22 protein-coding genes are annotated in these 22,773 nt (G+C 67.0%); 8 read left to right on the forward strand and 14 right to left on the reverse strand.

Annotation, left to right across the window (positions count from 1 at the left end):
• Window positions 1-17: 17 nt before the first annotated feature.
• Window positions 18-998 carry a tripartite tricarboxylate transporter substrate binding protein gene (locus A6B37_RS15745; protein ID WP_102772893.1) on the reverse strand — a complete coding sequence of 327 codons (981 nt, stop codon included), beginning with the start codon at window positions 996-998 and terminating at the stop codon, window positions 18-20.
• 162 nt (window positions 999-1,160) lie between these two features.
• Between A6B37_RS15745 and A6B37_RS15750 the strand changes: the two genes are divergently transcribed.
• Window positions 1,161-2,057: a LysR family transcriptional regulator gene (locus A6B37_RS15750; RefSeq protein ID WP_246842480.1), complete on the forward strand. Its 897-nt coding sequence runs from the start codon at window positions 1,161-1,163 to the stop codon at window positions 2,055-2,057.
• Window positions 2,058-2,070: 13 nt separating this feature from the next.
• Here A6B37_RS15750 and A6B37_RS15755 read toward each other — a convergent pair whose 3' ends face one another.
• The 3 genes from A6B37_RS15755 to A6B37_RS15765 form a co-directional block, all read right to left on the reverse strand.
• The gene (locus A6B37_RS15755) at window positions 2,071-2,904 is read right to left on the reverse strand and encodes an AraC family transcriptional regulator (protein WP_102772892.1); all 834 of its coding nucleotides are present in this window, start codon (window positions 2,902-2,904) and stop codon (window positions 2,071-2,073) included.
• A gap of 106 nt (window positions 2,905-3,010) precedes the next feature.
• Window positions 3,011-4,174: an alpha-hydroxy acid oxidase gene (locus A6B37_RS15760; RefSeq protein WP_102772891.1), complete on the reverse strand. Its 1,164-nt coding sequence runs from the start codon at window positions 4,172-4,174 to the stop codon at window positions 3,011-3,013.
• A gap of 209 nt (window positions 4,175-4,383) precedes the next feature.
• A complete protein-coding gene (locus A6B37_RS15765) occupies window positions 4,384-5,280 on the reverse strand; it encodes a phytanoyl-CoA dioxygenase family protein (protein WP_102772890.1) in 897 nt (298 codons plus the stop codon).
• 148 nt (window positions 5,281-5,428) lie between these two features.
• Between A6B37_RS15765 and A6B37_RS15770 the strand changes: the two genes are divergently transcribed.
• Window positions 5,429-5,725 carry an acylphosphatase gene (locus A6B37_RS15770; protein WP_102772889.1) on the forward strand — a complete coding sequence of 99 codons (297 nt, stop codon included), beginning with the start codon at window positions 5,429-5,431 and terminating at the stop codon, window positions 5,723-5,725.
• Between the two features lie 73 nt (window positions 5,726-5,798).
• Here the strand turns inward: A6B37_RS15770 and A6B37_RS15775 are convergent, their stop codons facing one another.
• From A6B37_RS15775 to A6B37_RS15800, 6 genes are read right to left on the reverse strand one after another with little or no spacing between them, the layout of a single operon-like run.
• Window positions 5,799-6,704 (reverse strand): EamA family transporter, encoded by a 906-nt coding sequence (locus A6B37_RS15775; protein WP_102772888.1) that lies wholly within the window; start codon window positions 6,702-6,704, stop codon window positions 5,799-5,801.
• A 49-nt stretch (window positions 6,705-6,753) separates the two neighbouring features.
• Complete coding sequence (locus A6B37_RS15780) at window positions 6,754-7,806, reverse strand: GntG family PLP-dependent aldolase (RefSeq protein WP_111826272.1); 1,053 nt, start codon at window positions 7,804-7,806, stop codon at window positions 6,754-6,756.
• A gap of 5 nt (window positions 7,807-7,811) precedes the next feature.
• A complete protein-coding gene (locus A6B37_RS15785) occupies window positions 7,812-8,546 on the reverse strand; it encodes an amino acid ABC transporter ATP-binding protein (protein ID WP_111826273.1) in 735 nt (244 codons plus the stop codon).
• Between the two features lie 38 nt (window positions 8,547-8,584).
• Window positions 8,585-9,274, reverse strand: coding sequence for an ABC transporter permease subunit (locus A6B37_RS15790; protein ID WP_102772885.1), 690 nt, complete (start codon window positions 9,272-9,274; stop codon window positions 8,585-8,587).
• A gap of 4 nt (window positions 9,275-9,278) precedes the next feature.
• Window positions 9,279-10,028 carry an amino acid ABC transporter permease gene (locus A6B37_RS15795; protein ID WP_111826274.1) on the reverse strand — a complete coding sequence of 250 codons (750 nt, stop codon included), beginning with the start codon at window positions 10,026-10,028 and terminating at the stop codon, window positions 9,279-9,281.
• A gap of 18 nt (window positions 10,029-10,046) precedes the next feature.
• Window positions 10,047-10,958, reverse strand: coding sequence for an amino acid ABC transporter substrate-binding protein (locus A6B37_RS15800; protein ID WP_102772883.1), 912 nt, complete (start codon window positions 10,956-10,958; stop codon window positions 10,047-10,049).
• A 105-nt stretch (window positions 10,959-11,063) separates the two neighbouring features.
• On the opposite strand from A6B37_RS15800, the gene A6B37_RS15805 reads away from it, so the two are divergent.
• Complete coding sequence (locus A6B37_RS15805; protein ID WP_111826275.1) at window positions 11,064-11,996, forward strand: LysR substrate-binding domain-containing protein; 933 nt, start codon at window positions 11,064-11,066, stop codon at window positions 11,994-11,996.
• A 63-nt stretch (window positions 11,997-12,059) separates the two neighbouring features.
• Here A6B37_RS15805 and gyrB read toward each other — a convergent pair whose 3' ends face one another.
• From gyrB to dnaA, 3 genes are all read right to left on the reverse strand, one after another.
• A complete protein-coding gene (gyrB, locus tag A6B37_RS15810) occupies window positions 12,060-14,507 on the reverse strand; it encodes a DNA topoisomerase (ATP-hydrolyzing) subunit B (protein WP_102772881.1) in 2,448 nt (815 codons plus the stop codon).
• Between the two features lie 95 nt (window positions 14,508-14,602).
• Entirely contained in the window at window positions 14,603-15,712 is a 1,110-nt protein-coding gene (gene dnaN / locus A6B37_RS15815) for a DNA polymerase III subunit beta (protein ID WP_168202202.1), read from the reverse strand.
• A gap of 2 nt (window positions 15,713-15,714) precedes the next feature.
• Window positions 15,715-17,178 (reverse strand): chromosomal replication initiator protein DnaA, encoded by a 1,464-nt coding sequence (dnaA, locus tag A6B37_RS15820; RefSeq protein ID WP_111826276.1) that lies wholly within the window; start codon window positions 17,176-17,178, stop codon window positions 15,715-15,717.
• A 427-nt stretch (window positions 17,179-17,605) separates the two neighbouring features.
• On the opposite strand from dnaA, the gene rpmH reads away from it, so the two are divergent.
• The 5 genes from rpmH to A6B37_RS15845 all read left to right on the forward strand — a co-directional run bounded on the left by rpmH (window position 17,606) and on the right by A6B37_RS15845 (window position 21,825).
• A complete protein-coding gene (gene rpmH, locus A6B37_RS15825) occupies window positions 17,606-17,740 on the forward strand; it encodes a 50S ribosomal protein L34 (RefSeq protein ID WP_006228069.1) in 135 nt (44 codons plus the stop codon).
• Between the two features lie 49 nt (window positions 17,741-17,789).
• Complete coding sequence (locus A6B37_RS15830) at window positions 17,790-18,161, forward strand: ribonuclease P protein component (RefSeq protein WP_102774967.1); 372 nt, start codon at window positions 17,790-17,792, stop codon at window positions 18,159-18,161.
• Window positions 18,162-18,178: 17 nt separating this feature from the next.
• Entirely contained in the window at window positions 18,179-18,451 is a 273-nt protein-coding gene (gene yidD, locus A6B37_RS15835) for a membrane protein insertion efficiency factor YidD (protein WP_209166047.1), read from the forward strand.
• A 48-nt stretch (window positions 18,452-18,499) separates the two neighbouring features.
• Window positions 18,500-20,188 carry a membrane protein insertase YidC gene (gene yidC, locus A6B37_RS15840; RefSeq protein WP_102774969.1) on the forward strand — a complete coding sequence of 563 codons (1,689 nt, stop codon included), beginning with the start codon at window positions 18,500-18,502 and terminating at the stop codon, window positions 20,186-20,188.
• Window positions 20,189-20,379: 191 nt separating this feature from the next.
• Window positions 20,380-21,825, forward strand: a complete 1,446-nt coding sequence (locus tag A6B37_RS15845) for a catalase (protein WP_102774970.1) — start codon at window positions 20,380-20,382, stop codon at window positions 21,823-21,825.
• Window positions 21,826-21,890: 65 nt separating this feature from the next.
• On the opposite strand, the gene A6B37_RS15850 is transcribed toward A6B37_RS15845, so the two are convergent.
• Window positions 21,891-22,769, reverse strand: coding sequence for an ABC transporter permease (locus A6B37_RS15850; protein WP_102774971.1), 879 nt, complete (start codon window positions 22,767-22,769; stop codon window positions 21,891-21,893).
• Window positions 22,770-22,773: the final 4 nt, after the last annotated feature.

A 22,773-nucleotide genomic window follows, 5' to 3' on the forward strand; every position in this document is an offset into this window, starting at 1 on the left:
AACGCGGGGGTTAGGAATCAGTCCAGGCGGATGCCGGCCTGCTTCACCACCTTGCACCACTTGCTGATTTCGTCCTTGATCATGGCGCCGAACGCCGGCCCGGCCACGTCGGACACCTGCGCGCCCTGCTGTTCCAGATAGGCTTTCATCGCCGGCGCATGCAGGGTCTGCACCAGGCCGTCGGTGAGTTTCTGCCGCAACGGTTCCGGCATGTTGGCCGGCGCCAGCATGCCGAACCACACCATGGCCTCGTAGCCGGGATAGCCGGATTCCGCGACCGTCGGCACGTCGGGCAGCATGGGCGAGCGCTGCGGCGAGGTCACCGCCAGCGCCTTGATCTTGCCGTCCTTGATGTACGGGTAGGACGTCATCACCACGTCCATCATCATGTTGACCTGTCCGCCGACCAGGTCGATCAGCGCCGGCCCGGACCCGCGGTAGGGCACGTGCACGATGGACACGCCGGCGGTGGTCTTGAACAGCTCGGCGGCCAGGTGGTTGGACGTGCCCTGGCCGTTGGAGGCGAAGGAATACTTCTCGGGCGCCTGCTTCAGCAGCGCCACGAACTCCTTCAGGTTGCCGGCCGGCACCGACTGGTTCACCGACATCACGTTGGGAATCGTGGCCACCACGGCCAGCGGCGTGAAGTCCTTGACGGCGTCGTAGGGCAGCTTGGAATAGACGCAGGGCGCGCTGCCGTGCGTGCTGACCGATCCCATCAGGATGGTGTAGCCGTCGGCCGGCTGGCGCGCCACGTATTCCGTGCCCACGGTGCCGCCGGCGCCCGGCCGGTTCTCGACGATGACGTTGGCGGACAGGCGCTGGCCCAGCCCTTCGGCGATCTTGCGCGCGATCAGGTCGGTGGAGCCGCCCGCGGCGAACGGCACCACGATGCGGATCACCTTGTCCGGCCAGGCGGCGCTGGCCGAACCGGCCGCCGCGGCCAGCACGGCGCCCGCGGCAATGCGACAGCAATTGCGTAACAGCCCTTTCTTCATGGCTAGGTTTCCCCTTGTTGATAGAACTTCCTGGTGGCCGGTTCATGCGCGTCCGGCGCGTACTCGTTCGCTGCAACAACGGGGTCATGCTAGGCCCGCCGATTCGATGACAGCAGTCCTGCAGGTTTATATTTGTATAAACGCCATTTATGAGGCCGCAGCGTGAAGAATCCGGACCTGAACCTGCTTTTGCATTTCGATGCGCTGATGGCCTGCCGCAACGTGTCGCGCGCGGCCGAGCAGCTCGACATCAGCCAGCCGGCCATGAGCGCGGCCCTGAACCGGCTGCGCCAACTGTTCGGCGACCCCCTACTGGTGCGCGAAGGCGGCGCCTGGCAGCCCACGCCGCGGGCGCATGAACTGCACCAGAACTTCAAGCCGCTGCTGGAAGGCTGGCATCGCGCCACGCGCACGCGCGAGGCGTTCGACCCCGCGCACTCGTCGCGCACGCTGTCGTTCTACGCCACCGATTACGTGCAGTACACCTTGCTGCCCAAGTTGATACCCCGGCTGGCGGTGGACGCGCCGCACTTCCAGCTGCAGATCGTGCCGGCCCGGCCGCAGCACGGCCTGAGCATGCTGGACACCAACCACGTGGAACTGATCGCGGGCTACTTCCCCGATCCGGCGCCCGACCTGCGCACGCGCTTCCTGTACCAGGAGCCGGCGGTGTGCATCGTGCGCGAAGGCCATCCCTGCCTGCGCAAGCGCTGGAACCTGGACGCCTACCTGAGCTACGGGCATCTGGACCTGGCCGCGCACACGCGCTATTTCAGCACCGCGATCGACCGCATCCTGATGGGGCACAACCGCAGCCGCAAGATCGTGGCGACCCTGTCGAGCTACCTGGTGTGCCCGTTCATCGTCGAGGGCTCCGACCTGATCGCGACCATGCCGGTCAGCATCGCGCGCGCCATGTCCGGCAGCGCGCGCATCGTGACGCAGAAGGTCCCGCTGACGCTGCCGCCCATCGCGGTATCGCTCTACTGGCACGAGCGCTACCAGGACGATCCCGCGCACGCCTGGCTGCGCCAGTACCTTGCAGGCGTGCTCGGCTGAAGCGGCCCGCCGCCTACTTCAGCGGCAGGTGGATGCGGGTCAGCAGCTGCGACGGCGGCGTGCTGCGCGGATCGTTCATGTACTGCTCGAACATGGGGAAGTCGGCCGGCACCATGCCGCTGCCCGGCAGCCATTGCGAGAACAGCCAGTTATAGGCCTTGTCCATCTCGTTGTAGGGGCCGGTGTGCGCCAGCACCGCGCAGCGGCCCGCCGGGATCTCGAAGCGCTCGAAACCCTCGCCCGGCGCGACGTCGGCCGCGATGGGCACGCCGGCCAGCGAACGCAGCTCGCGCGCCGGCACCTGTTCGGGGTCGTCGAAATACACGCCGTAGCCGCAGGCGTCGCGCGCGGCCAGGCCGCGGCTGGCGGCCAGCATGAAGGCGCGGTCGAACACGGGGCCGATGTCCTGGTAGCTGCCGCGGTGCGGCAGGGCCGCCAGAATCACGCCGGGAAAGTTCTCGATGGTGATGGGATACATGCCTAGCTCCTGAGGGTCGAAGGGACGGGAGCGGGCGGCGCGATAGCGTCCCGGCGCCATGCCGAAGACCGCGCCGAAGGCCCGGTTGAACGCGGCGTCCGATTCGTAGCCGGCGCGCTGCGCCACCTCGCGCAAGGAAACCTGGGACCCCGCCAGCGCGGCCGCCGCGCGGTGCATGCGGATGCGCTGCACCGTGGCGTTCACCGTTTCCCCCATCATCGCGCGATAGACGCGATGGAAGTGGTACGGCGACAGGCAGGCCAGGTCGGCCAGCCGGTGCAGGTCCGGATCGGCGTCGGGATGGCTTGCCAGCCAGCGCAGGACCGGATCCAGGCGCCGGGCGTAGTGGGTTAGGGTTCCAGGCTTCATGCGAGCTCCTTGGAGTGCAATGTAGTGGGGCGGCGTTTGCAGATCTTGCGAAAAAAAAGCCGGACGCACAGGCGTCCGGCATGTTCTCGTTCCTGCGGCGGACAGCTCAGGTCGGATAGGTGCCCGGCAGCAGGATGCTGCGGTCGCCCGGCACGATGGAGCGGCGGCCGCAGAGCGCCATGGTGGTGTCCATTTCCTTGTACAGGATCTCCAGCGCGCGGGTCACGCCCGCCTGGCCGTAGGCGCCCAGGCCGTACAGGAAGGCGCGGCCGATCATGGCGCCGCGCGCGCCCAGCGCCACCGCCTTGAGGATGTCCTGGCCCGAACGGATGCCGCCGTCCATCCACACCTCGATCTTCGAGCCTACGGCATCGGCGATCGAGGGCAGGGCGGCGATGGACGACATGGCGCCGTCGAGCTGGCGTCCGCCATGGTTGCTGACGATCAGCGCGTCGGCGCCGCTGTTGGCGGCCAGCTGCGCGTCCTCGACGTCCAGGATGCCCTTGATGATGAGCTTGCCGCCCCAGCGCTGCTTGATCCATTCGACGTCGTCCCAGCTCAGGCGCGGGTCGAACTGTTCGGCCGTCCACGACGACAGCGAGGACAGGTCGCTCACGCCCTTGGCGTGGCCGACGATGTTGCCGAAGGTGCGGCGCTTGGTGCCCAGCATGCCCAGGCACCAGCGCGGCTTGGTCGCCAGGTTGATGAGGTTGCGCAGGGTGGGCTTGGGCGGCGTGGACAGGCCGTTCTTGATGTCCTTGTGGCGCTGGCCCAGGATCTGCAGGTCCAGCGTCAGCACCAGCGCCGAGCAGCCGGCCGCCTTGGCCCGGTCGATCAGGTTGCCGACGAATTCGCGGTCGCGCATCACGTAGAGCTGGAACCAGAACGGCTTGCCGGTGGCCGCCGCCACGTCTTCCAGCGAGCAGATGCTCATGGTCGAGAGCGTGAAAGGCACGCCGAAATCCGCCGCCGCCTTGGCCGCCAGGATCTCCCCGTCGGCGTGCTGCATGCCGGTCAGGCCGGTGGGCGCGATGGCCAGCGGCATGATCGCGTCCTGGCCCGCCAGCGTGGTGCGCAGCGACCGGCCTTCCATGTTCACCGCCACGCGCTGGCGCAGCTTGATCTTCTGGAAGTCGCTTTCGTTGGCGCGGTAAGTGCCTTCGGTCCAGGCGCCGGAATCCGCGTAGTCGTAAAACATGCGCGGCACGCGTTTCTGCGCGACGACGCGCAGATCTTCGATGCAGGTGATCGTAGAAAGGTTAGCGGTCATGGGTGTCTATGGAGTGATGAGGGGCGCGGGCCGGACTCGTTATTGATTTTCTGGTCCCCGGGACCAGCGGCTGCTGGCGCCCCGGGCGGTCCCGCGGGGCTCACGAACCCCGCGGCGCTGCCCAGTATACGCGCCGGGGCCGGCAAGCGTCGCTTGCCGGCCCCGGTCGCCCCCCAAAATCGCAAGGGCCTGCGCGGCCCCTGCGTCCCCTATCGCGGCCAGACCTTGGAGACCGCGCGTATCGTGGCCCAGGCCACCCAGCGCGGGCTGGTCAGGCGCGCCGCCGGCAGGCGGCGCATCACGTCCACGGCCAGCCCGCCGCGCTTGTGCCATTGCTTCTTGCGCGTCTGGCTGTCGGTCCAGCGGCCCTCCAGCCACGGAAACTCGCGGCGGCCCGGCTTGTAGACCGGCGGCGTGTTGTAGATCAGGATGTAAGCCAGGCGCGGCGCGGACGAAGTGTTGGGCCCCGTGAAATGCAGGGTGCGGGCGTCGTGCACGGTGATCCCGCCCGGCTCCAGCGGCTCCGGCACGGCCAGCTCGCGCGCGAAATCGCCGCAGCACTCCAGCGGATGCAGGCTCTTGTCGCCGCCCGGCGAACGGTGCTCCAGCACCTCCCATTTGTTCGAGCCGGGAATGAACTGCATGCAGCCGTTCTCGACCGTGGCCGGCTGCAGCGCCAGCCAGATGCTGAGTTCGTTGTAGACGAAATCCGGCGAACGGAAGGCCTCGTCCTGGTGCCAGGGCGTCTCGGGACCGTCGGGGCCGGGCTTGAGCAGGGCGTGCTCGCCGTAGAGCGCGGCGTCCTCGCCCAGCAGCTGGCGGGCCAGTTCCAGCGTGCGCTCGTGGTAGACGGTCTTGAGCAGGCCCGGGGCATAATGGCGCGGATCGTGCAGACTGGGAAACTTGGCGGGCTTGGACGGATCGTCGCGGCTCACGAAGTCGTATTGCGCACCCTCGTTGTAGCCGGTCTTGTTGGCGAACAGATCCATCAGGGTACGGCGGATGTAGCCCACTTCATCCTGCGGGCACATGTCCTTCAGGGCCAGATACCCTTGTTCCCTGTAGCGCGCTGTCTCTACTTCCGACAACAAACTGGTCTCTTCCATAATGGCTTCTCCAAGCTCTGGTAGCGGGTGTTCCCGTTGGCACGTTTTGACATGAGCTCTAACGTATCGCTTCGAAGGCCATCGGGCCTATAGACCATCCGCTGTAGCCAATACCGCCTACGGCGGCGCATCATCCGAAGGAAACCGCATGCAAGACCCTCATTCCCCCCCTCACATCGAAACCGTGCACGTCACGATCAGCGGCACCGTGCAGGGCGTGGGCTACCGCCACGCCACGGTGCGCCGCGCCCATCTGCTGGGCGCGACCGGCTGGGTCCAGAACCTGCCGGACGGCACGGTGGAGGCCGTGGTGCAAGGCACGCCCGACCAGGTCGACCACATGCTGGAATGGCTGCGGCGCGGCCCGCCCGGCGCCGCCGTGAAGGAACTGACCACGCGCCAGGAGTACACCGACAAGCGTTACATCCGCTTTGAACAGCTGTAGAACCGCCCATGGCGCGCACCGGCAGGCAGTAATCCGATAGGGGGAGAAACGGCGGACGATTGCGCCGTAAGGCTCAGCGGGTACGCAACCAGCGCCCGCCCAATTGGTTGAGCACCAGTCCGGCCAACACGCAGGCCGCGCCCAGCCATTGCAGCGGCAGCAGGCTTTCGTCGAAGGCCATCGAGGCCGCCCAAAGCCCCACCACCGGCACCAGCAGCGAGAACGGCGCGACCTTGGCCGCGGCATGGCGCGTCAGCAGCTGCGTCCACAGGGTATAGGCCAGCAAGGTCGCCAGCCCCGCCAGGTACAGCACCGACAGCGCCTCGCTCCAGCCCATGCCGGCCACCATGGCCAGCGCCGGCTCCCAGCCGTCGATCAGCACGGCCAGCAGCAGGAAAGGCAGCACCGGCGCGGCGCTGCTCCAGGCGATGAAGGCGAACGGGTCGTAGCCGGGCGAGCGGCGGCTGGCCAGGCGCACAATGATGTTGGACACGGCCCACATGAACGCGGCGCCCAGCGTCAGCACGAAGCCCGTCATGGTCATCTGGCCCGGCCCCGCGCCCCGGCCGCCGGCGATGATGGCCAGCCCGGCCGCGGCCACGCACAAGCCCAGCCAATGGTGGCGCTGCGCGCGTTCATGCAGCAACGGCGCGGCCAGCAGCAAGGTGAAAAACGCCTGGGTCTGGATGACCAGCGAGGCCATGCCGGCGGGCATGCCGGACTGCAGCGCGGTAAAGAGCAGGCCGAACTGGCCCAGGCCCTGCACCAGCCCGTAGGCCGCGACCCAGCGCCAGGGCAGGCGCGGCGGGCGCACGAACAGAATCAGCGGAAACGCCGCCAGGGCGAAGCGCAGCGCGCCCAGCATCATGGGCGACAGGCCCTTCATGCCGACCTTCATGACGACGAAGTTCGAGCCCCATATGAGCACGACCGCCAAGGCACAGAGATAGTCTTTCCGGGAAAGGTGGGTCGTGGACATGCGGCATTATCGCACCGGCGCGCGCCGCAGAACGGAGCAGATCGGCGCGTTATCGGCGGTGCGCTTTCAGCACGGCCGCAAAGGCCCCGACCGCCGCGTCGATGTCGGCGTCGCCGATGTGGCGGTGGGTCACGCAGCGCAGCCGCGTGCGGCCCCAGGGGCGCACCAGCAGACCGGCCGCCGCCAGCGCGGCGGTCCATTGCGCGTTGTCCATGCCGCTGGCGGCGGTCTCGACCTGCACGATGTTGGTCTGCGGCACGCTGGCCGACAGCGCCGGCGCCAGCCGGTTGACCCCGTCGCTCAGCCGGCGCGCGCGCGCGTGGTCCTCGGCCAGACGACCGCCCATCGTGCGCACCGCCTCCAGACCGGCGGCCGCCATGATGCCGGCCTGGCGCTGGGTGCCGCCCAGCATGCGCCGCAAGCCGCGCGCGCGTTCCATGACGGGCCGCGCGCCGGCCAGCACCGCGCCCACCGGCGCGCTCAGGCCCTTGGACAGGCACAGCGACACCGTGTCCGCGTGGCGCGCGATCTCGCCGGGGTCCACGCCCAGCGCCGCGGCGGCGTTGAACAGGCGCGCGCCGTCCAGGTGCACGGCGGCGCCGGCCGCCTGCGCCATGCCGTGCACGGCCTGCATATGGTCCAGCGGCAGCACCGCGCCGCCGGCGTTGTTGTGCGAGGTCTCCATCGCCACCAGCGCCGTCTTCAGGCGGTGTCCGCCGCCCTGCAGCGCCTCTTGCAGCGCGCCCAGGTCCATCGCGCCGCCGGCGCCGGCCACGCCCAGGTAGAAAAGCCCCGTGAACGTGGCGGCGCCGCGCTCCGAGGTATACATGTGGGCCGTGGCCTCCAGCGCCACCTGTTCGTTGCGCTGGGCCTGCGCCAGCACCGCCAGCAGGTTCGCCATGGTGCAGCTGGGCACAAACAGCCCGGCCTGCTTGCCCAGGCGTTGCGCCACGTGCGCCTCCAGCTCGCGCACGCTGGGATCGCCGTCCAGTCCGTCGTCGCCGACCGGCGCGCTGCGCATGCGTTCGTACATGGCCTCGGTGGGACGGGTGACGGTGTCGCTGCGCAAGTCGACGGCAGGGGCGGAATCGGGCGAAGTCATGATGCTCAGTGCTGCAGGATTTTGGAAAGAAACTGGCGAGTGCGCGGGTTGCGCTGCTCGACATTGCCGAAGAACTGCTCCTTGTCGCAGTCCTCCACGATGCGGCCGCAGTCCATGAAGATGACGCGGTCGGCGACGCGGCGCGCGAATCCCATTTCATGGGTCACCACCATCATCGTCATGCCGTCGGCGGCCAGGTCGGTCATCACGTCCAGCACCTCGTTGACCATCTCCGGGTCCAGCGCCGAGGTCGGTTCGTCGAACAGCATCACGGCCGGGTCCATGGACAGCGCGCGGGCGATCGCCACGCGCTGCTGCTGGCCGCCCGACAGTTCGCCGGGATGCTTGTCCTGGTGTGCCGACAGGCCCACGCGCTCCAGCAGCGCCAGCGCGCGCCGGCGCGCCTCTTCCTTGCCGCGCCTGAGCACCTTGACCTGGCCCAGGCACAGGTTCTCGGTCACCGACAGATGCGGGAACAGCTCGAAATGCTGGAACACCATGCCGGCCACCGCGCGCAGCCTGGGCAGGTCGGTGCGCGGATCGCCCACCGAGATCCCGTTGACCACCACCTCGCCCTGCTGGAAGGGCTCGAGCGCGTTGACGGTCTTGAGCAGCGTGGATTTGCCGGAGCCGGACGGCCCGCAGACCACCACGACCTCGCCGCGGCCCACCGTGGTGGAGCAGCCGTCCAGCACCTGGAAGTCGCCGTACCACTTGCTGACCTGCTTGATCTCTATCATCGTCGGACCTGTGGATAAAGAGGAAAGACCGCGGCTGGCTAGCGCAGCACGCGCGTGCGCCGTTCCAGCCGCTTGACCAGACGGGACGCCGTGAAGCAGATGATGAAATACACCACCGCCACGAACAGATACAGCTCCACCAGGCGGCCGTCGCGCTGGCCGATCTTGGTGGCCGCGCCCAGGAAGTCGGTCAGCGACAGCACATACACCAGCGAGGTGTCCTGGAACAGGATGATGACGCGCGTCAGCAGCGCCGGCAGCATGTTGCGCAGCGCCTGCGGCAGCACCACGTAGCGCATGCCCTGCCACGGCGTGAGCCCCAGCGCCAGGCTGGCCGACACCTGCCCGCGCGCGATCGACTGGATGCCGGCGCGCATGATTTCGCAGAAGTACGCCGCCTCGAACAGGGTGAACGTGATCACCGCCGAATTGAACGCGCCGACCCGCAGCGGCGTGGACGATCCCACCGCCCAGGCGGCCATGTACGGCATCAGGAAGTAGAACCAGAAGATCACCAGCAGCAGCGGGACCGAGCGCATCACGTTCACGTAGATGCCGGCAGGCACCGACAGTATCCGCAAGCGCGACAGCCGCATCATGGCCAGCACCGTGCCCAGCGCCAGCCCCATCACCGCCGCCAGCGCGGTCAGCGTCAGCGTAAAGACCATGCCGGTGCGGAACAGGTACGGCAGCGCGTTGCCGATGACGCCGAAGTCGAACTGGCCCATGGCGCTAGCGTCCCTTGCCCGCGGCGCCGATCAGGCCGGGCACCGCCGTGCGGCGTTCCAGCCAGCGCATGCCCAGGACCACGATGCCATTGATGAGCAGGTAGATGACCGTGGCCGCGGAAAAGGCTTCGAAGATATGGAAGCTGAACTCCGCCATCGTGCGCGCCTGGCCGGTCAGCTCCAGCAGGCCGATGGTCAGCGCCACCGACGAATACTTGATGATGCCCATGAACTCGGACGTCAGCGGCGGCAGCACGATGCGAAACGCCTCGGGCAGGATCACGTAGCGGTAGGCCTGCGCCTCGGTCAGGCCCAGCGCGGTGGCCGCCTGCAGCTGGCCGCGCGGCAGCGACTGGATGCCCGCGCGCAGCTGCTCGGCCACGCGCGCCGCGCCATAGCAGGCCAGGCACAGCGTGGCCGGCACGAACTGGCCCCAGGGTTGCGGCATGCGCTTCATCGCCAGGCCCCAGTCCAGCGGCAGCAGCTCGGGCAGCACGAAGTACCACAGGAACATCTGCACCAGCAGCGGCACGTTGCGAAACAGCTCGACGTAGGCCGCGCCCAGCGCGTTCATCGGGCGCGACCGCTGGGTCCGCATCACCCCCAGGCAAGAGCCCAGCAGCAATGCGAACACCCAGGCGATCAGGGCCAGCGCCAGCGTCCAGCCCACGCCCATCAGTAGCATCTCCAGGAAGGTATGCACGCCGTCAGGCGCCGTATCCAGGAAGACGTCCCAGCTCCAGTCGTATTTCATGCCCGCGGCCCGAGGGCTTTACTCGTAGGCCTTGGGATCGCCCGAATCGGTGGGATTGGCCAGCGCGCGCTTGAGCGCGTCGCTCATCGGGTACTTCAGGTTGATCTGCCTGGGCGGGATGGGCGAATTGAAGTACTTGTCGTAGAGCGCGGCGACCTTGCCGGACTTGATCAGGTCGCGCACGGCGTCGTCCACCACGTGCTTGAAGGCGGGATCGTCCTTGGGCTGCATGATGCCGTAGGGCGCCAGCTCCAGGCCCTTGGTGCCGATGACGAAGGCGTCGGGATTCTTCGAGGAGGCCACCGCGCCATAGGCGATGCCGTCGTCGTTGGCCGAGCCGGCGGCGCGGCCCGATTCCACCATCAGTATGGTTTCGGCCGTGTCCTTGGTGGGCGTCATGGTGATGCCCAGTTCGTGCTTGGCGTTGAGCTGCGAGATCAGCTTGAAGGTCTGGCCGCCCGCCTGCGCGGCGATGGATTTGCCGCGGAAGGACGCCAGGTTATTGGGATCGACGCCGCCGTCCTTGCGCGCCACCAGCACCACCTGCGCCACGAAGGTCGTGGGCGCGAACGACACCAGCTTGTGGCGCGCGAGGTTGTTGGTGGTGTTGCCGCATTCCAGGTCTATGGTGCCGTTGGCCAGCAGCGGGATGCGCGTGGCCGAGGTGGTCGGGTTGTAGCGCACCTCCAGCTTGGGCAGCTTGAGCGCGGCCTTGATGTACTGCGCGACTTCCTGGCAGATCTCCACCGTGTAGCCGATCGGCTTCTGGTCGCCGTCGAGATAGGCGAACGGCACCGAGGTCTCGGGATGGCCCAGCGTGATGACGCCGCTTTCGCGGATCTTGTCCAGGCGGCTGGCGCCTTCGGCGTGCACGGTTGCGGCGCTGCCCAGCAGGACCGCGGCGGCGGAGATTGCGGCGAATGCTTTCATCGGCTTCCTTTGGCGCCGGATGCGCGGCGCATATTGGCGAAAAGTATCAACTAGCGGTATGGTTTTATCCAGTTCCAATCGAGTATTCCTCCATACGGATTTGATATGGCCATTCCACGCATGAGCCTGCGGCACATCGAGGCGTTCCGGGCCGTCATGATGACCGGTTCGATGACCGCCGCGGCGCGGCGCGTGCATACCTCGCAGCCGCACGTTAGCCGCTTAATCGCGCAATTGGAAGCCATTACCCAGTTTCCCTTGTTCGACCGCAACGGCAGCCGCCTGACCCCCACGCAGGACGGCTCGCGCTTCTTCCAGGAAGTCGAGAAAACCTTCATCGGCCTGGCCGGCCTGGAGTCGGCGGCGGCCAGCATCCGCTCGTTCAGCGCCAGCCGCCTGAGCGTGGCCGCCATGCCGCGGCTGGCCGGCGGCCTGCTGGCGCGCATCGTCGCCGGCTTCAAGACCGAGTACCCCGACGTCATGGTGTCGATCCATTCCGGCAACGCCAGCACGGTGCACAACTGGATCAGTTCCGGCTTTTGCGACACCGGCCTGGCGATGCTGTCGGGCGACTCGCCCGGCATCCAGGTCGAGCCGGTGCTGACGATGAGCTGCGTGGCCCTGGTGCCCAAGGGCCACCGCCTGGCCAGGCTGAAGAAACTCAAACCCGCCGACTTCGCCGGCGAGCCGTTCGTGGCCTTCACCAGCGGCACGCCGCTGCGCGCCATGATCGACGAGGTCTTCAAGGCCGCCCGCATCGAACGCCAGACCGTGGCCGAGGCCGGCCTGGGTTCGTCCATCTGCGCCCTGGTCGGCGCCGGCCTGGGCGTGGCCCTCATCAACCCGCTGGCCGCGCGCGAAGAACTGGCGACCGCCAACGTCGAGGTGCGCCCGTTCAGCCCCGCCGTGCCGGTCACGGTCGCGCTGCTCTACCCGCCGTACCACACCCGCACGCGGCTGGTCAGCGTGTTCTCGCGCTATGCGCGCGAGGTGATGCAGCAGGAGATGGGGGATTTGAAGGCGCGGGCGGGGCGGTGAGGCGGCGGCAAAGAAAAAGGCCAGCCCTTTCGGGACTGGCCTTACATGGCTTGGCGTTCGCGATCAGGCGTCGATATTCGCCGCCGACAGCGCATGCGTTTCGATGAAGTTCCGGCGCGGTTCCACATCGTCGCCCATCAGCGTAGTGAAGACTTCGTCGGCCGCGATGGCGTCCTCGATCTGCACGCGCAGCAGGCGGCGCACCTTCGGGTCCATGGTGGTTTCCCACAGCTGGTCCGGGTTCATTTCGCCCAGGCCCTTGTAGCGCTGCTTGGAGATGCCGCGTTCGGCTTCGCTGCGCAGCCACTGCATGGCTTCGCGGAAGTCGGACACGGGCTGTTCCTTGCGCTTGTCGCCTTCGCCGCGGGCGACCAGCGAGCGCGGGCCGACCTTGCCGGAGAAGCTCTTGGCGGCCTTGGACAGGATGGCGTAGTCCGTGCCGTTGACGAAGTCGGCGTCGATGATGCTGACGCGCACGTTGCCGTGATGCATGCGCTGCACCGACAGGCGGTGGCGTTCGGTCGCCTCGTCGAACTGGGGCACGACTTCGACGCCGTTGCCGCTGACCGGATCGCGCATGGCTTCGGTCAGGCGGCGGGCGGATTCGGCGGTGGACTCGGCCGTCTCAAGGTTGATTTCCACGCCTTCGGCCATGGCCGACAGCGCGGCCGTGTCGAACACGCGCGACAGGCGCGCGATCACGCCGTCGGCGGCGACGTACTGGCGCGCCAGTTCATTCAGCTCTTCGCCGCGGATGATCTCGCCGCCCGAGATGATCTCGGCGTCCTTCAGGGCCAGCGACAGCATGAACTGCGCTTCTTCCTGGTCGTCCTTCAGATAGCGCTCTTCGCGGCCGACCTTGACCTTGTACAGCGGCGGCTGGGCGATGTAGACGTAGCCACGCTGCACCAGCTCGGGCATCTGGCGGTACAGCAGCGTCAGCAGCAGGGTGCGGATGTGCGCGCCGTCGACGTCCGCGTCGGTCATGATGATGAGGCGGTGGTAGCGCAGCTTGTCGATGTTGAAGTCCGGGCCGATGCTGGTGCCCAGCGCGGTGATCAGGGTGGCGATCTGCTCGCTGGCGATGAGGCGGTCGAAGCGGGCCTTTTCCACGTTCAGCACCTTGCCGCGTAGCGGCAGGATGGCCTGGAACTTGCGATCGCGGCCCTGCTTGGCCGAGCCGCCTGCGGAGTCGCCCTCGACGATGTACAGCTCGCACAGCGCGGGATCCTTTTCCTGGCAGTCGGCCAGCTTGCCGGGCAGGCCGGCGCCTTCCAGCACGCTCTTCCTGCGGGTCATTTCGCGCGCCTTGCGCGCGGCTTCGCGGGCGCGGGCGGCCTCGACGATCTTGGCGCACAGCGCCTTGGCGTCGTTGGGATGCTCCAGCAGCCAGGTTTCCAGCGTGCGGGCCACGGCTTCTTCGACGGCCGGACGCACTTCGCTGGACACCAGCTTGTCCTTGGTCTGGCTGCTGAACTTGGGCTCGGGCACCTTCACCGACAGCACGCAGGCCAGGCCTTCGCGCATGTCGTCGCCGGAGGTCTCGACCTTGGCCTTCTTGGCCAGTTCGTTGTCGGTGATGTACTTGTTGATGATGCGGGTCATCGCCGCGCGCAGCCCGGTCAGGTGCGAGCCGCCGTCGCGCTGCGGGATGTTGTTGGTGAAGCACAGCACGCTTTCGCTGTAGCTGTCGTTCCACTGCATCGCCACTTCCACGCCGACCGCCACGCCGCCCGCCGAAGACTCGGTGGAAACCGAGAACACGTTCGGGTGCAGCACGGTCTTGCTGCGGTTGATGTATTCGACGAAGCCCTTCACGCCGCCCGAGAACGCGAAGTTCTCTTCCTTGCCCTGGCGCTGGTCGATCAGGCGGATCTTCACGCCATTGTTCAGGAACGACAGCTCGCGCAGGCGCTTGGAGAGGATCTCGTAGTGATACTCGATGTTGGTGAAGATGATGGGGTCGGCCAGGAAGCGCACTTCGGTGCCGCGCTTGTCGGTCGTGCCCGTCACCGCCAGCGGCGCGACGCGCTCGCCCTGGCGGAATTCCATCTGGTGCACCTGGCCGTCGCGGCGGATGGTCAGGCGCAGCCATTCGGACAGCGCGTTGACGCAGGACACGCCCACGCCGTGCAGACCGCCCGAGACCTTGTACGAGTTCTGGTCGAACTTGCCGCCGGCGTGCAGCTCGGTCATGACGATTTCCGCCGCGCTGCGGTGGAATTCGTCGTCCTTGTGGATGGCCGTCGGGATGCCGCGGCCGTTGTCGGTCACGGAGATGGAGTTGTCGGTGTGGATCGTGACGACGATGTCGTCGCAATAGCCGGCCAGGGCTTCGTCGATGGCGTTGTCGACGACTTCGAACACCATGTGGTGCAAGCCGGTGCCGTCGGACGTGTCGCCGATGTACATGCCGGGGCGCTTGCGCACGGCCTCCAGCCCTTTGAGCATCTTGATCGAGTCAGCGCCGTAGCCGCTGTTCTCGGGAGTGGTGTTCTGCTGATCTGACATGTGTGTATCGATAACGCTTTAAAGAACGGCCTGGCGGCCGGACCGCCCGCGGGCCATCCGGCCCGCAGCGGCACAAACCCACGATAGGGCGCGGATCAAATCCGCATGGGCATGACGACGTACTTGAACTGGTCGTCTTCGGGCAGGGTGATGAGCGCCGACGCGTTGGCGTCGGGCATGACCGACCACTGGACGCTGTCGACCTTGACGTTCGACAGCACGTCGAGCAGGTAGCCGACGTTGAAACCCACGTCCAGCGCTTCATGGCCGTAGTCGATGTCGATCTCTTCCTGCGCCTCTTCCTGCTCGGCGTTGGACGAGGAGATCTTCATCTGGTTCTGCGCCAGTTGCAGGCGCACGCCCTTGAACTTGTCGGTGGTCAGGATGGCGGCGCGCTGCAGGCTGCCCTGGAGCGCTTCACGGCCGACCAGGAAGTGGCGCGTGTAGTTGGTGGGGATCACGCGCGTGAAGTCGGGGAACTTGCCTTCGACCAGCTTGGACACCAGCTCCACGTCGCCGAAGCGGAAGCGGATCTGGCCCGGCGCCACGTCGATGGAGACGGGCTCGTCGGAGTCTTCCAGCAGGCGCTGCATTTCCAGCACGGTCTTGCGCGGCACGATCACTTCGTGGCGCTCGCTGATGCCGTCGGCTTCGGTGGAGCAGTGCGCCAGGCGGTGGCCGTCGGTGGCGACGGCGCGCACGCGGCCCGGCTCGAACACCAGCAGCATGCCGTTCAGGTAGTAGCGGATGTCCTGCTGCGCCATGGCGAAGTGCACCATGTTGAACAGGTGGCGCAGCGTGCGCTGCGGCATGGTCAGCGACACGTCCCACTGCTCGGGCTGGGCCACGGTGGGGAATTCGCTGGCGGCCAGCGTCTGCAGCGCGAAGCGGCTCTTGGCCGACTGCACCGACAGCTTGTTGCTGGCCAGCGCCAGGCGCACGTCGCCCGTGTCCGGCAGCGCCTTGAGGATGTCCAGCAGCTTGCGCGCCGCGACCGTGGTGGACTCGTTTTCCTGGCCCACGCCGAAATCGGCGTGCGTGGTGATCTGTACTTCCAGGTCGGTCGCAATGAAGGCGACCTTGTTGCCTTCCTTGCGCATCAGGATGTTCGCCAGAATGGGCAGGGTATGGCGTCTTTCGACGATGCCCGCCACAGTCGACAGCGGTTTCAGCAATGCATCGCGTGTGGTTTGTACGAGTTGCATGTTCATCCTTTTAGAGTTTGTTCCAACACGTGCAGGGTATGGTTGAGCTCCGCCTGCTTGGCGCGGGCGTCGGAAATCTTGCGCACCGCGTGCAGTACGGTGGTGTGATCACGGCCACCGAACAGATCGCCGATTTCCGGCAGGCTTTTCTGGGTCAGCTCCTTGGCCAGGTACATGGCGACCTGGCGCGGCAAGGCGATATTGGCGGGCCGGCGTTTCGAATACATGTCGGCCACTTTGATCTTGTAGAAGTCCGCCACCGTCTTCTGGATGTTTTCCACGGTGATCTGGCCGTTGGACACTGACAGCAGGTCTTTCAGCGCCTCCTTGCAGACGTCCACGGTCAAGACGTCGCGGCCGTGGAAGCGCGCGTAGGCCAGGACCTTGCGCAGCGCGCCTTCCAGTTCGCGCACGTTGCTGCGCAGATGCTTGGCGATGAAGAAGGCCACTTCCTCGGGCATGGGCACGCCTTCGGATTCGGCCTTGCGCAGCAGGATCGCCACGCGCATCTCCAGTTCCGGCGGCTCGATGGCCACCGTCAGGCCCGAGTCGAAGCGCGAGATCAGGCGGCTGTCGATGCCCGACAGTTCCTTCGGATACGTATCGCTGGTGATGATGATCTGCTTGCGCTGGGCCACCATGGCCTCGAACGCGTAGAAGAACTCTTCCTGCGTGCGGTTCTTGCCGGAGAAGAACTGGATATCGTCGATCAGCAGCAGGTCCAGCGAATGGTAGTAGCGCTTGAAGTCGTCGAACGCCTTGCGCTGGTAGGCCTTGACCACGTCGGACACGTACTGGTCGGCATGCACGTAGCGCACGCGCACGCCGGTGCCCGCCGCCACCATCGCGTTGCCGATGGCGTGGATCAGGTGGGTCTTGCCCAGGCCCACGCCGCCGTACAGGAACAGCGGGTTGTACGAGGTGCCCGGATTCTCGGCGACCTGCAGCGCGGCGGCGCGCGCCAGCTGGTTCGCCTTGCCGGTCACGAAGTTCTCGAAGGTCAGGTCGGTGTTCAGGCGCGAGCGCTCGTACACGATGTTGGCGGCGTCGGCGTTGACCGCCTGGGCCGCCGCCGTGGTGGCGGGCGCGGGAGCCGGCGCGGGCGCCGCGGCCGGCGCGCTCACTGGGGGCGCGCCGCCCAGCGGGGCCGCGCCGGAAGGGTGCGTCGGCGCCGGCTGCGCGGCCCGCACGGGCGCGACCGGCATGCGCGGCGCGGCGCCCTGGGTCGGCAGCTCGAACAGAACCTGCACCGGCCGCTCGAACCACTCCGCGGCCAACGCTTCGATCTGGTGGGAAAAGTTCTTCCGCACCCAATCCAGCTTGAAGCGGTTGGGCGCGGCCACGCGCAGCACCGCCTGCGTCTCGTCATACGCAAGCGGGACCAGCGGTCGTATCCACGCGCTGATTTGTTGGGGGGGAAGTTCCTGCTCAAGACGACTGACGCAGGTCTGCCAGAATTCTTTCATGTCGCTCTTATTCAAACCTCGATTCTACCTTGCCTGGGCTGGGGTTATCCACAGGGCGCGCCATAAGTGTGCGCAGGGCGCACGCTTAACTGTTTGACAAGACAGGGAAAACTTGCTGAAATGGTGGGCTTTTCCGAATTCTGTCTGTCAGAAGGTTTCACAGCGAGCGTGACCGTTTGCAGGAAAGGACAGGGCTTGCGCGGGTTTGAGACTTGCGCTTTGGCCGGGCCATTGGCCTATCCACCTGGCTTTTCAGCACGGCAGCCGCTAATAGGTCGCCTGGGAATTTTCCCGGTCAGAGCCCCGTCTGCAGGTTGTTTTTTGCCGATGTTGCAAAAATGCCCGCCAGATACCCGCTACCTGAATACGCGACCAGGAACCCTCCGGGCAGGTCCCTTCTGACTTTTGTTCTTTTTGTGGATCGTCCATGAAACGTACCTACCAACCTTCCGTTACCCGTCGCAAGCGCACCCATGGTTTCCGCGTGCGTATGAAGACCCGCGCTGGCCGCGCCATCCTGAGCGCTCGCCGCGCCAAGGGCCGCAAGCGTCTGGCCGTCTAAGTCCGTGTCTTCCGGTCCTGCCGGAAACCTGACGCCCGATCCGCAGTCCATGCCGCGCGCCACGCTTCCCCCGGAGGCGCGGCTGCATCGCCCCTCCGAGTTCGCCGCCGCCCTCAAAGGCCGGCGTCTTGCCCGAGGGGCTTTCTTCATTGTGAGCGCCGCTCCCAATGAGCTGCCCGCCGGCCAGGAAGCCTGCGCCCGCCTGGGCCTGGTGATCGCCAAGCGCTTTGCCGCGCACGCCAGCACCCGCAACGCCTTGAAGCGGGTCATCCGCGAGGCGTTCCGCCATCGGCGCCTGGAGCTGCCCGCGCGCGACTACGTCGTGCGGCTGCACAGCAAGGTCGCGCCCGCCACGCTCACCGCGCTGAAACGCAGCGCGCGAGCCGAAGTGGACGCTCACTTTGGACGCATCGCGCGATGACCGGGCGCAGCCGCAGGCTGGGGGCCGCTTTACTCATTGCCCCGATCCGGTTCTACAGGTTCTTCCTGAGTCCCTGGATCGGACGGCAGTGCCGCTTTACCCCGACCTGCTCGGCCTATGCGATCGAGGCGATCGAGCGCCACGGCGCCGGCCGCGGCTTCTGGCTCGCGCTGCGGCGCATCGGTCGCTGCCACCCGTGGTCGCCGGGCGGCCTGGACCCGGTTCCGCCGGCCAAGGGAACCAATGGCGCCCCGCGCTGTTCCCACAGCCACCGCATCGAGCATGATTGACGCTAAACTGGCGGGCTTTGCTGGCCCGTATTCACTTCAGTAGGCACCATGGATATCCGACGAACCGTCCTCTGGATGATTTTTTCCTTCTCGCTGTTGCTCCTATGGAACAACTGGCAGATCCATAACGGCAAGCCGTCGCTGTTCGGGGGCCCCACGCCCACGGCCAGCACGAGCGACCCGCAGGCTGCGGCCAATAACCAGGCTTCGAACGCCACGCCCTCGGTGCCCAGCGCGCCCGCGGCGGCTCCCGCCTCGGCCGTTCCCGGCGCCACCGCCCCCGCGGCCGCCGCGCGCTCGGAAGAAGTCGTCATCACCACCGACGTGCTGCGCCTGACGTTCGACACCATGGGCGCCCAGCTGGTGCGCGCCGAGCTGCTGAAGTACCCGGCCACCGGCCAGCCCGACAAGCCCACGGTGCTGCTGGACCGCTCCGCCGGCCTGAACTACGTGGTGCAGACCGGCGTGGTCGGCGCGCCCAACGGCCAGAGCTTCCCCACCCACCAGACGCCGTTCCGCGTCGTGTCGTCCGAGCGCCAGCTGACCGGCGACAGCCTGGTCGTCGCCTTCGAGGGCGAGTCCGGCGGCGTCAAGGTCACCAAGACCTTCACGCTGCACCGCGGCCGCTACGACATCGACGTGCGCCACGACCTGGCCAACACCGGCTCCGCCGCCGTGACGCCCTCGCTGTACCTGCAGCTCGAGCGCGACGGCAACGACCCGGCCGACACCTCCAGCTTCTATCACACCTTCACCGGCTTCGCGGTCTATTCCGAGCAGGACAAATTCCAGAAAGCCACCTTCAGCGACATCGAGAAGAAGAAGGCCAGCTACATCAAGCAGGCGGACAACGGCTGGATCGCCGTGGTGCAGCACTATTTCGCCACCGCCTGGGTGCCGCCGCAGGGCAAGCCGCGCACCAACGAACTGCTGGAAGTGCAGAAGAACCTGTACGCCGCCCGCAGCATCGAAGCCGTCGGCGAAGTCGCCCCGGGCGCTTCCGCGCGCGTCGATTCGCACCTGTGGGTCGGCCCGCAGGACCAGAAGGCCATGGCGGCGCTCGCCCCCGGCCTGGAACTGGTGGTCGACTACGGCTGGCTGACCATCATCGCCAAGCCGCTGTTCAAGCTGATGACCTGGCTGCACTCCATCCTGGGCAACTGGGGCTGGACCATCGTGGCGCTGACCGTGCTGATCAAGGCCGTGTTCTACCCGCTGGCCGCCGCCAGCTACCGCTCCATGGCCCGCATGAAGCAGGTGGCTCCGCGCCTGCAGGCGCTGAAGGAAAAGTACGGCGACGACAAGCAGAAGCTCAACGCCGCCATGATGGAGATGTACCGCACCGAGAAGATCAACCCGCTGGGCGGGTGCCTGCCGATGGTGGTGCAGATCCCGGTGTTCATCTCGCTGTACTGGGTGCTGCTGGCCAGCGTGGAAATGCGCGGCGCGCCGTGGATTCTGTGGGTCCACGACCTGTCGATCCGCGACCCGTTCTTCATTCTGCCCGCCATCATGATGGCCACCATGTTCCTGCAGATCAAGCTGAACCCCACGCCGCCGGACCCCGTGCAGGCCAAGGTCATGATGATCATGCCGCTGGTGTTCGGCGGAATGATGTTCTTCTTCCCGGCCGGTCTGGTGCTGTACTGGTGCGTCAACAACATCCTGTCGATCGCGCAGCAGTGGTCCATCACCCGCGCCATCCAGCGCAAGGCGGAGGCGGCGGCGAACCGCTGATCTTTCCCCTGCAAGCGAAAGCCGGCCCCATCATCGGGGCCGGTTTTTTTTTCGTCCGCGCTGGCCCCTGTGCGATAGTTATTATTTATCAAGCCAGCTATTGCAATCAACTTCACAACGTCATGCAGGCCACCTATGATGGGCAGGCGTCGGGTCCCGGCCGGCCCGTGCATCAACTCAAGGAGCGTGCAATGAACGACAAGAAGCATCTGACCACCGCCTCCGGGGCGCCCGTGGCGGACAACAACAACACCATGACGGCGGGCCCCCGCGGCCCGGCGCTGTTGCAGGACTTCTGGCTGATCGAAAAGCTCGCCCACTTCGACCGCGAGCGCATCCCTGAACGGGTGGTGCACGCCAAGGGCTCGGGCGCCTACGGCACCTTCACCGTCACCCACGACATCACGCGCTACACCCGCGCCAGCCTCTTTTCCCAGGTCGGCAAGCAGACGCCCCTGTTCCTGCGCTTTTCCACGGTGGCCGGCGAACGCGGCGCGGCCGACGCCGAACGCGACGTGCGCGGCTTCGCCATCAAGTTCTACACCGACGAAGGCAACTGGGACCTGGTGGGCAACAACACCCCCGTGTTCTTCATCCGCGACCCGCTGAAATTCCCCGATTTCATCCACACGCAGAAACGCGACCCCAAGACCAACCTGCGCAGCGCCACGGCCGCCTGGGATTTCTGGTCGCTCAATCCCGAATCGCTGCACCAGGTCACCACCCTGATGAGCGACCGCGGCATTCCGGCCAACCTGCGCCAGCAGCACGGTTTCGGCTCGCACACGTTCAGCTTCATCAACAAGGACGGCGAACGCTTCTACGTGAAATTCCACTTCAAGTCGCAGCAGGGCATCGCCTGTCTGACCGACGAAGAAGCGGCCCAGGTCGTGGCCCACGACCGCGAAAGCTCGCAGCGCGACCTGTTCGACAACATCGAGCAGGGCAACTTCCCGAAGTGGACGCTGAAGGTGCAGATCATGCCCGAGGCCGAAGCCGCGACCTACCACATCAACCCCTTCGACCTGACCAAGGTCTGGCCGCACGGCGACTACCCGCTGATCGAGGTCGGGGTGCTGGAACTGAACAGGAACCCGGAAAACTACTTCGCCGAAGTGGAGCAGGCCGCCTTCACGCCGGCCAACGTGGTGCCCGGCATCGGCTTCTCGCCGGACAAGATGCTGCAGGGCCGGCTGTTCTCGTATGGCGACACGCACCGCTACCGCCTGGGCATCAACCATCACCAGATCCCGGTGAACGCGCCGCGCTGCCCCTTCCACAGCTTCCACCGCGACGGCGCCGGACGCGTGGACGGCAACGCCGGCGGCACCCTGAACTACGAGCCCAACAGCTTCGGCGAATGGAAGGAAACCCCGTCCGCCGCCGAGCCGCCGCTGCCGCTGGACGGCCAGGCCGCGGCGCGCTGGAACCACCGCGTGGACGATGACTACTATTCGCAGCCGGGCGCGCTGTTCCGCCTGATGACGCCGGCCCAGCAGGAACTGCTCTTCGGCAACATCGGCCGCCACATGGCCGGCGTGCCCGAGGAAATCCAGCGCCGCCAGCTGGAGCACTTCCGCAAGGCCGATCCGGCCTACGCGGCCGGCGTGGCCAAGGCGCTGGGACTGAAGCTGTAATTCCCTGCGCCGACAGCAAAGGCGGCCCTTGCGGGCCGCCTTTTTTCATTGCCGCTCGCGACCGTTCAGCGCTGCATGCCCCAGCGCCTGACCGTCAGGCGCTCCAGCGTGTCGAATCCCAGGTTTTCCACAAGCAGGCCGATGATGACGACGGCCGCCAGCCCGGCGAACACGCGGTCTGTGTACAACTCGTTGCGGTTCTGGAAGATGTACCAGCCCAGGCCGCCCTTGCCGCTGGACGCGCCGAACACCAACTCGGCCGCGATCAGGGTGCGCCAGGCGAAGGCCCAGCCGATGCGCAGCCCCGCCAGGATGGCGGGCAGCGCCGCCGGCACCAGGATCTGCAGCACGTAGCGCAGGCCGCCCAGGCCGTAGTTGCGCCCCGCCATGCGCAGCGTCTCGGACACGCCCAGAAAGCCCGCATACATGTTCAGGGCCAGCGCCCACAGCACGGAATGGATCAGCACGAACACCAGGCTGCCCGTCCCCAGGCCGAACCACAGCAGCGCCAGCGGCAGAAGCGCGATGGCCGGCAGCGGATTGAACATGGCGGTCAGGGTCGACAGCAGGTCGCGCCCGAAGCGCGTCGAGACGGCCAGCGTGGTCAGCACGAAAGCCAGGGCCACGCCGGCCGCGTAGCCCTGCACCAGCACCTGCAACGACTGCGCGGCGCGCGCCGGCAGTTCGCCGCCGGCCAGGCCCTGCGCGAAGGCCTGCGCCGTCTGCAGGGCGCCGGGCAGCAGCAGTTCGTTGTCGGTATAGCGCGCGGCCAGCTCCCAGATGCCGGCCAGCAGCGCCAGGATGGCCAGCTTGCGCAGGCCGGCATGCTGCCACAGGCGTTCATGCCAGGGCAGCGGCGTTTCCGCGGCCTGCGCCGGCAGCGGCGGCAACGCGTATTCGATCTCGGGCCGGATCGGGACCGGCCCGGCATGGACGTGATTCATGCTT

The organism is Achromobacter sp. HZ01, from assembly GCF_003267925.1.
Taxonomy (GTDB): domain Bacteria; phylum Pseudomonadota; class Gammaproteobacteria; order Burkholderiales; family Burkholderiaceae_B; genus Achromobacter; species Achromobacter pulmonis_A.

Excerpts from the sequence above, each read along its gene's own strand:
- A6B37_RS15745 (WP_102772893.1), bottom strand. The coding sequence starts at position 998 with ATGAAGAAAGGGCTGTTACGCAATTGCTGTCGCATTGCCGCGGGCGCC.
- A6B37_RS15755 (WP_102772892.1), bottom strand. The coding sequence starts at position 2,904 with ATGAAGCCTGGAACCCTAACCCACTACGCCCGGCGCCTGGATCCGGTC.
- A6B37_RS15760 (WP_102772891.1), bottom strand. The coding sequence starts at position 4,174 with ATGACCGCTAACCTTTCTACGATCACCTGCATCGAAGATCTGCGCGTC.
- A6B37_RS15765 (WP_102772890.1), bottom strand. The coding sequence starts at position 5,280 with ATGGAAGAGACCAGTTTGTTGTCGGAAGTAGAGACAGCGCGCTACAGG.
- A6B37_RS15770 (WP_102772889.1), top strand. The coding sequence starts at position 5,429 with ATGCAAGACCCTCATTCCCCCCCTCACATCGAAACCGTGCACGTCACG.
- A6B37_RS15775 (WP_102772888.1), bottom strand. The coding sequence starts at position 6,704 with ATGTCCACGACCCACCTTTCCCGGAAAGACTATCTCTGTGCCTTGGCG.
- A6B37_RS15780 (WP_111826272.1), bottom strand. The coding sequence starts at position 7,806 with ATGACTTCGCCCGATTCCGCCCCTGCCGTCGACTTGCGCAGCGACACC.
- A6B37_RS15785 (WP_111826273.1), bottom strand. The coding sequence starts at position 8,546 with ATGATAGAGATCAAGCAGGTCAGCAAGTGGTACGGCGACTTCCAGGTG.
- A6B37_RS15790 (WP_102772885.1), bottom strand. The coding sequence starts at position 9,274 with ATGGGCCAGTTCGACTTCGGCGTCATCGGCAACGCGCTGCCGTACCTG.
- A6B37_RS15795 (WP_111826274.1), bottom strand. The coding sequence starts at position 10,028 with ATGAAATACGACTGGAGCTGGGACGTCTTCCTGGATACGGCGCCTGAC.
- A6B37_RS15800 (WP_102772883.1), bottom strand. The coding sequence starts at position 10,958 with ATGAAAGCATTCGCCGCAATCTCCGCCGCCGCGGTCCTGCTGGGCAGC.
- A6B37_RS15805 (WP_111826275.1), top strand. The coding sequence starts at position 11,064 with ATGGCCATTCCACGCATGAGCCTGCGGCACATCGAGGCGTTCCGGGCC.
- gyrB (WP_102772881.1), bottom strand. The coding sequence starts at position 14,507 with ATGTCAGATCAGCAGAACACCACTCCCGAGAACAGCGGCTACGGCGCT.
- dnaN (WP_168202202.1), bottom strand. The coding sequence starts at position 15,712 with ATGCAACTCGTACAAACCACACGCGATGCATTGCTGAAACCGCTGTCG.
- dnaA (WP_111826276.1), bottom strand. The coding sequence starts at position 17,178 with ATGAAAGAATTCTGGCAGACCTGCGTCAGTCGTCTTGAGCAGGAACTT.
- rpmH (WP_006228069.1), top strand. The coding sequence starts at position 17,606 with ATGAAACGTACCTACCAACCTTCCGTTACCCGTCGCAAGCGCACCCAT.
- A6B37_RS15830 (WP_102774967.1), top strand. The coding sequence starts at position 17,790 with ATGCCGCGCGCCACGCTTCCCCCGGAGGCGCGGCTGCATCGCCCCTCC.
- yidC (WP_102774969.1), top strand. The coding sequence starts at position 18,500 with ATGGATATCCGACGAACCGTCCTCTGGATGATTTTTTCCTTCTCGCTG.
- A6B37_RS15845 (WP_102774970.1), top strand. The coding sequence starts at position 20,380 with ATGAACGACAAGAAGCATCTGACCACCGCCTCCGGGGCGCCCGTGGCG.
- A6B37_RS15850 (WP_102774971.1), bottom strand. The coding sequence starts at position 22,769 with ATGAATCACGTCCATGCCGGGCCGGTCCCGATCCGGCCCGAGATCGAA.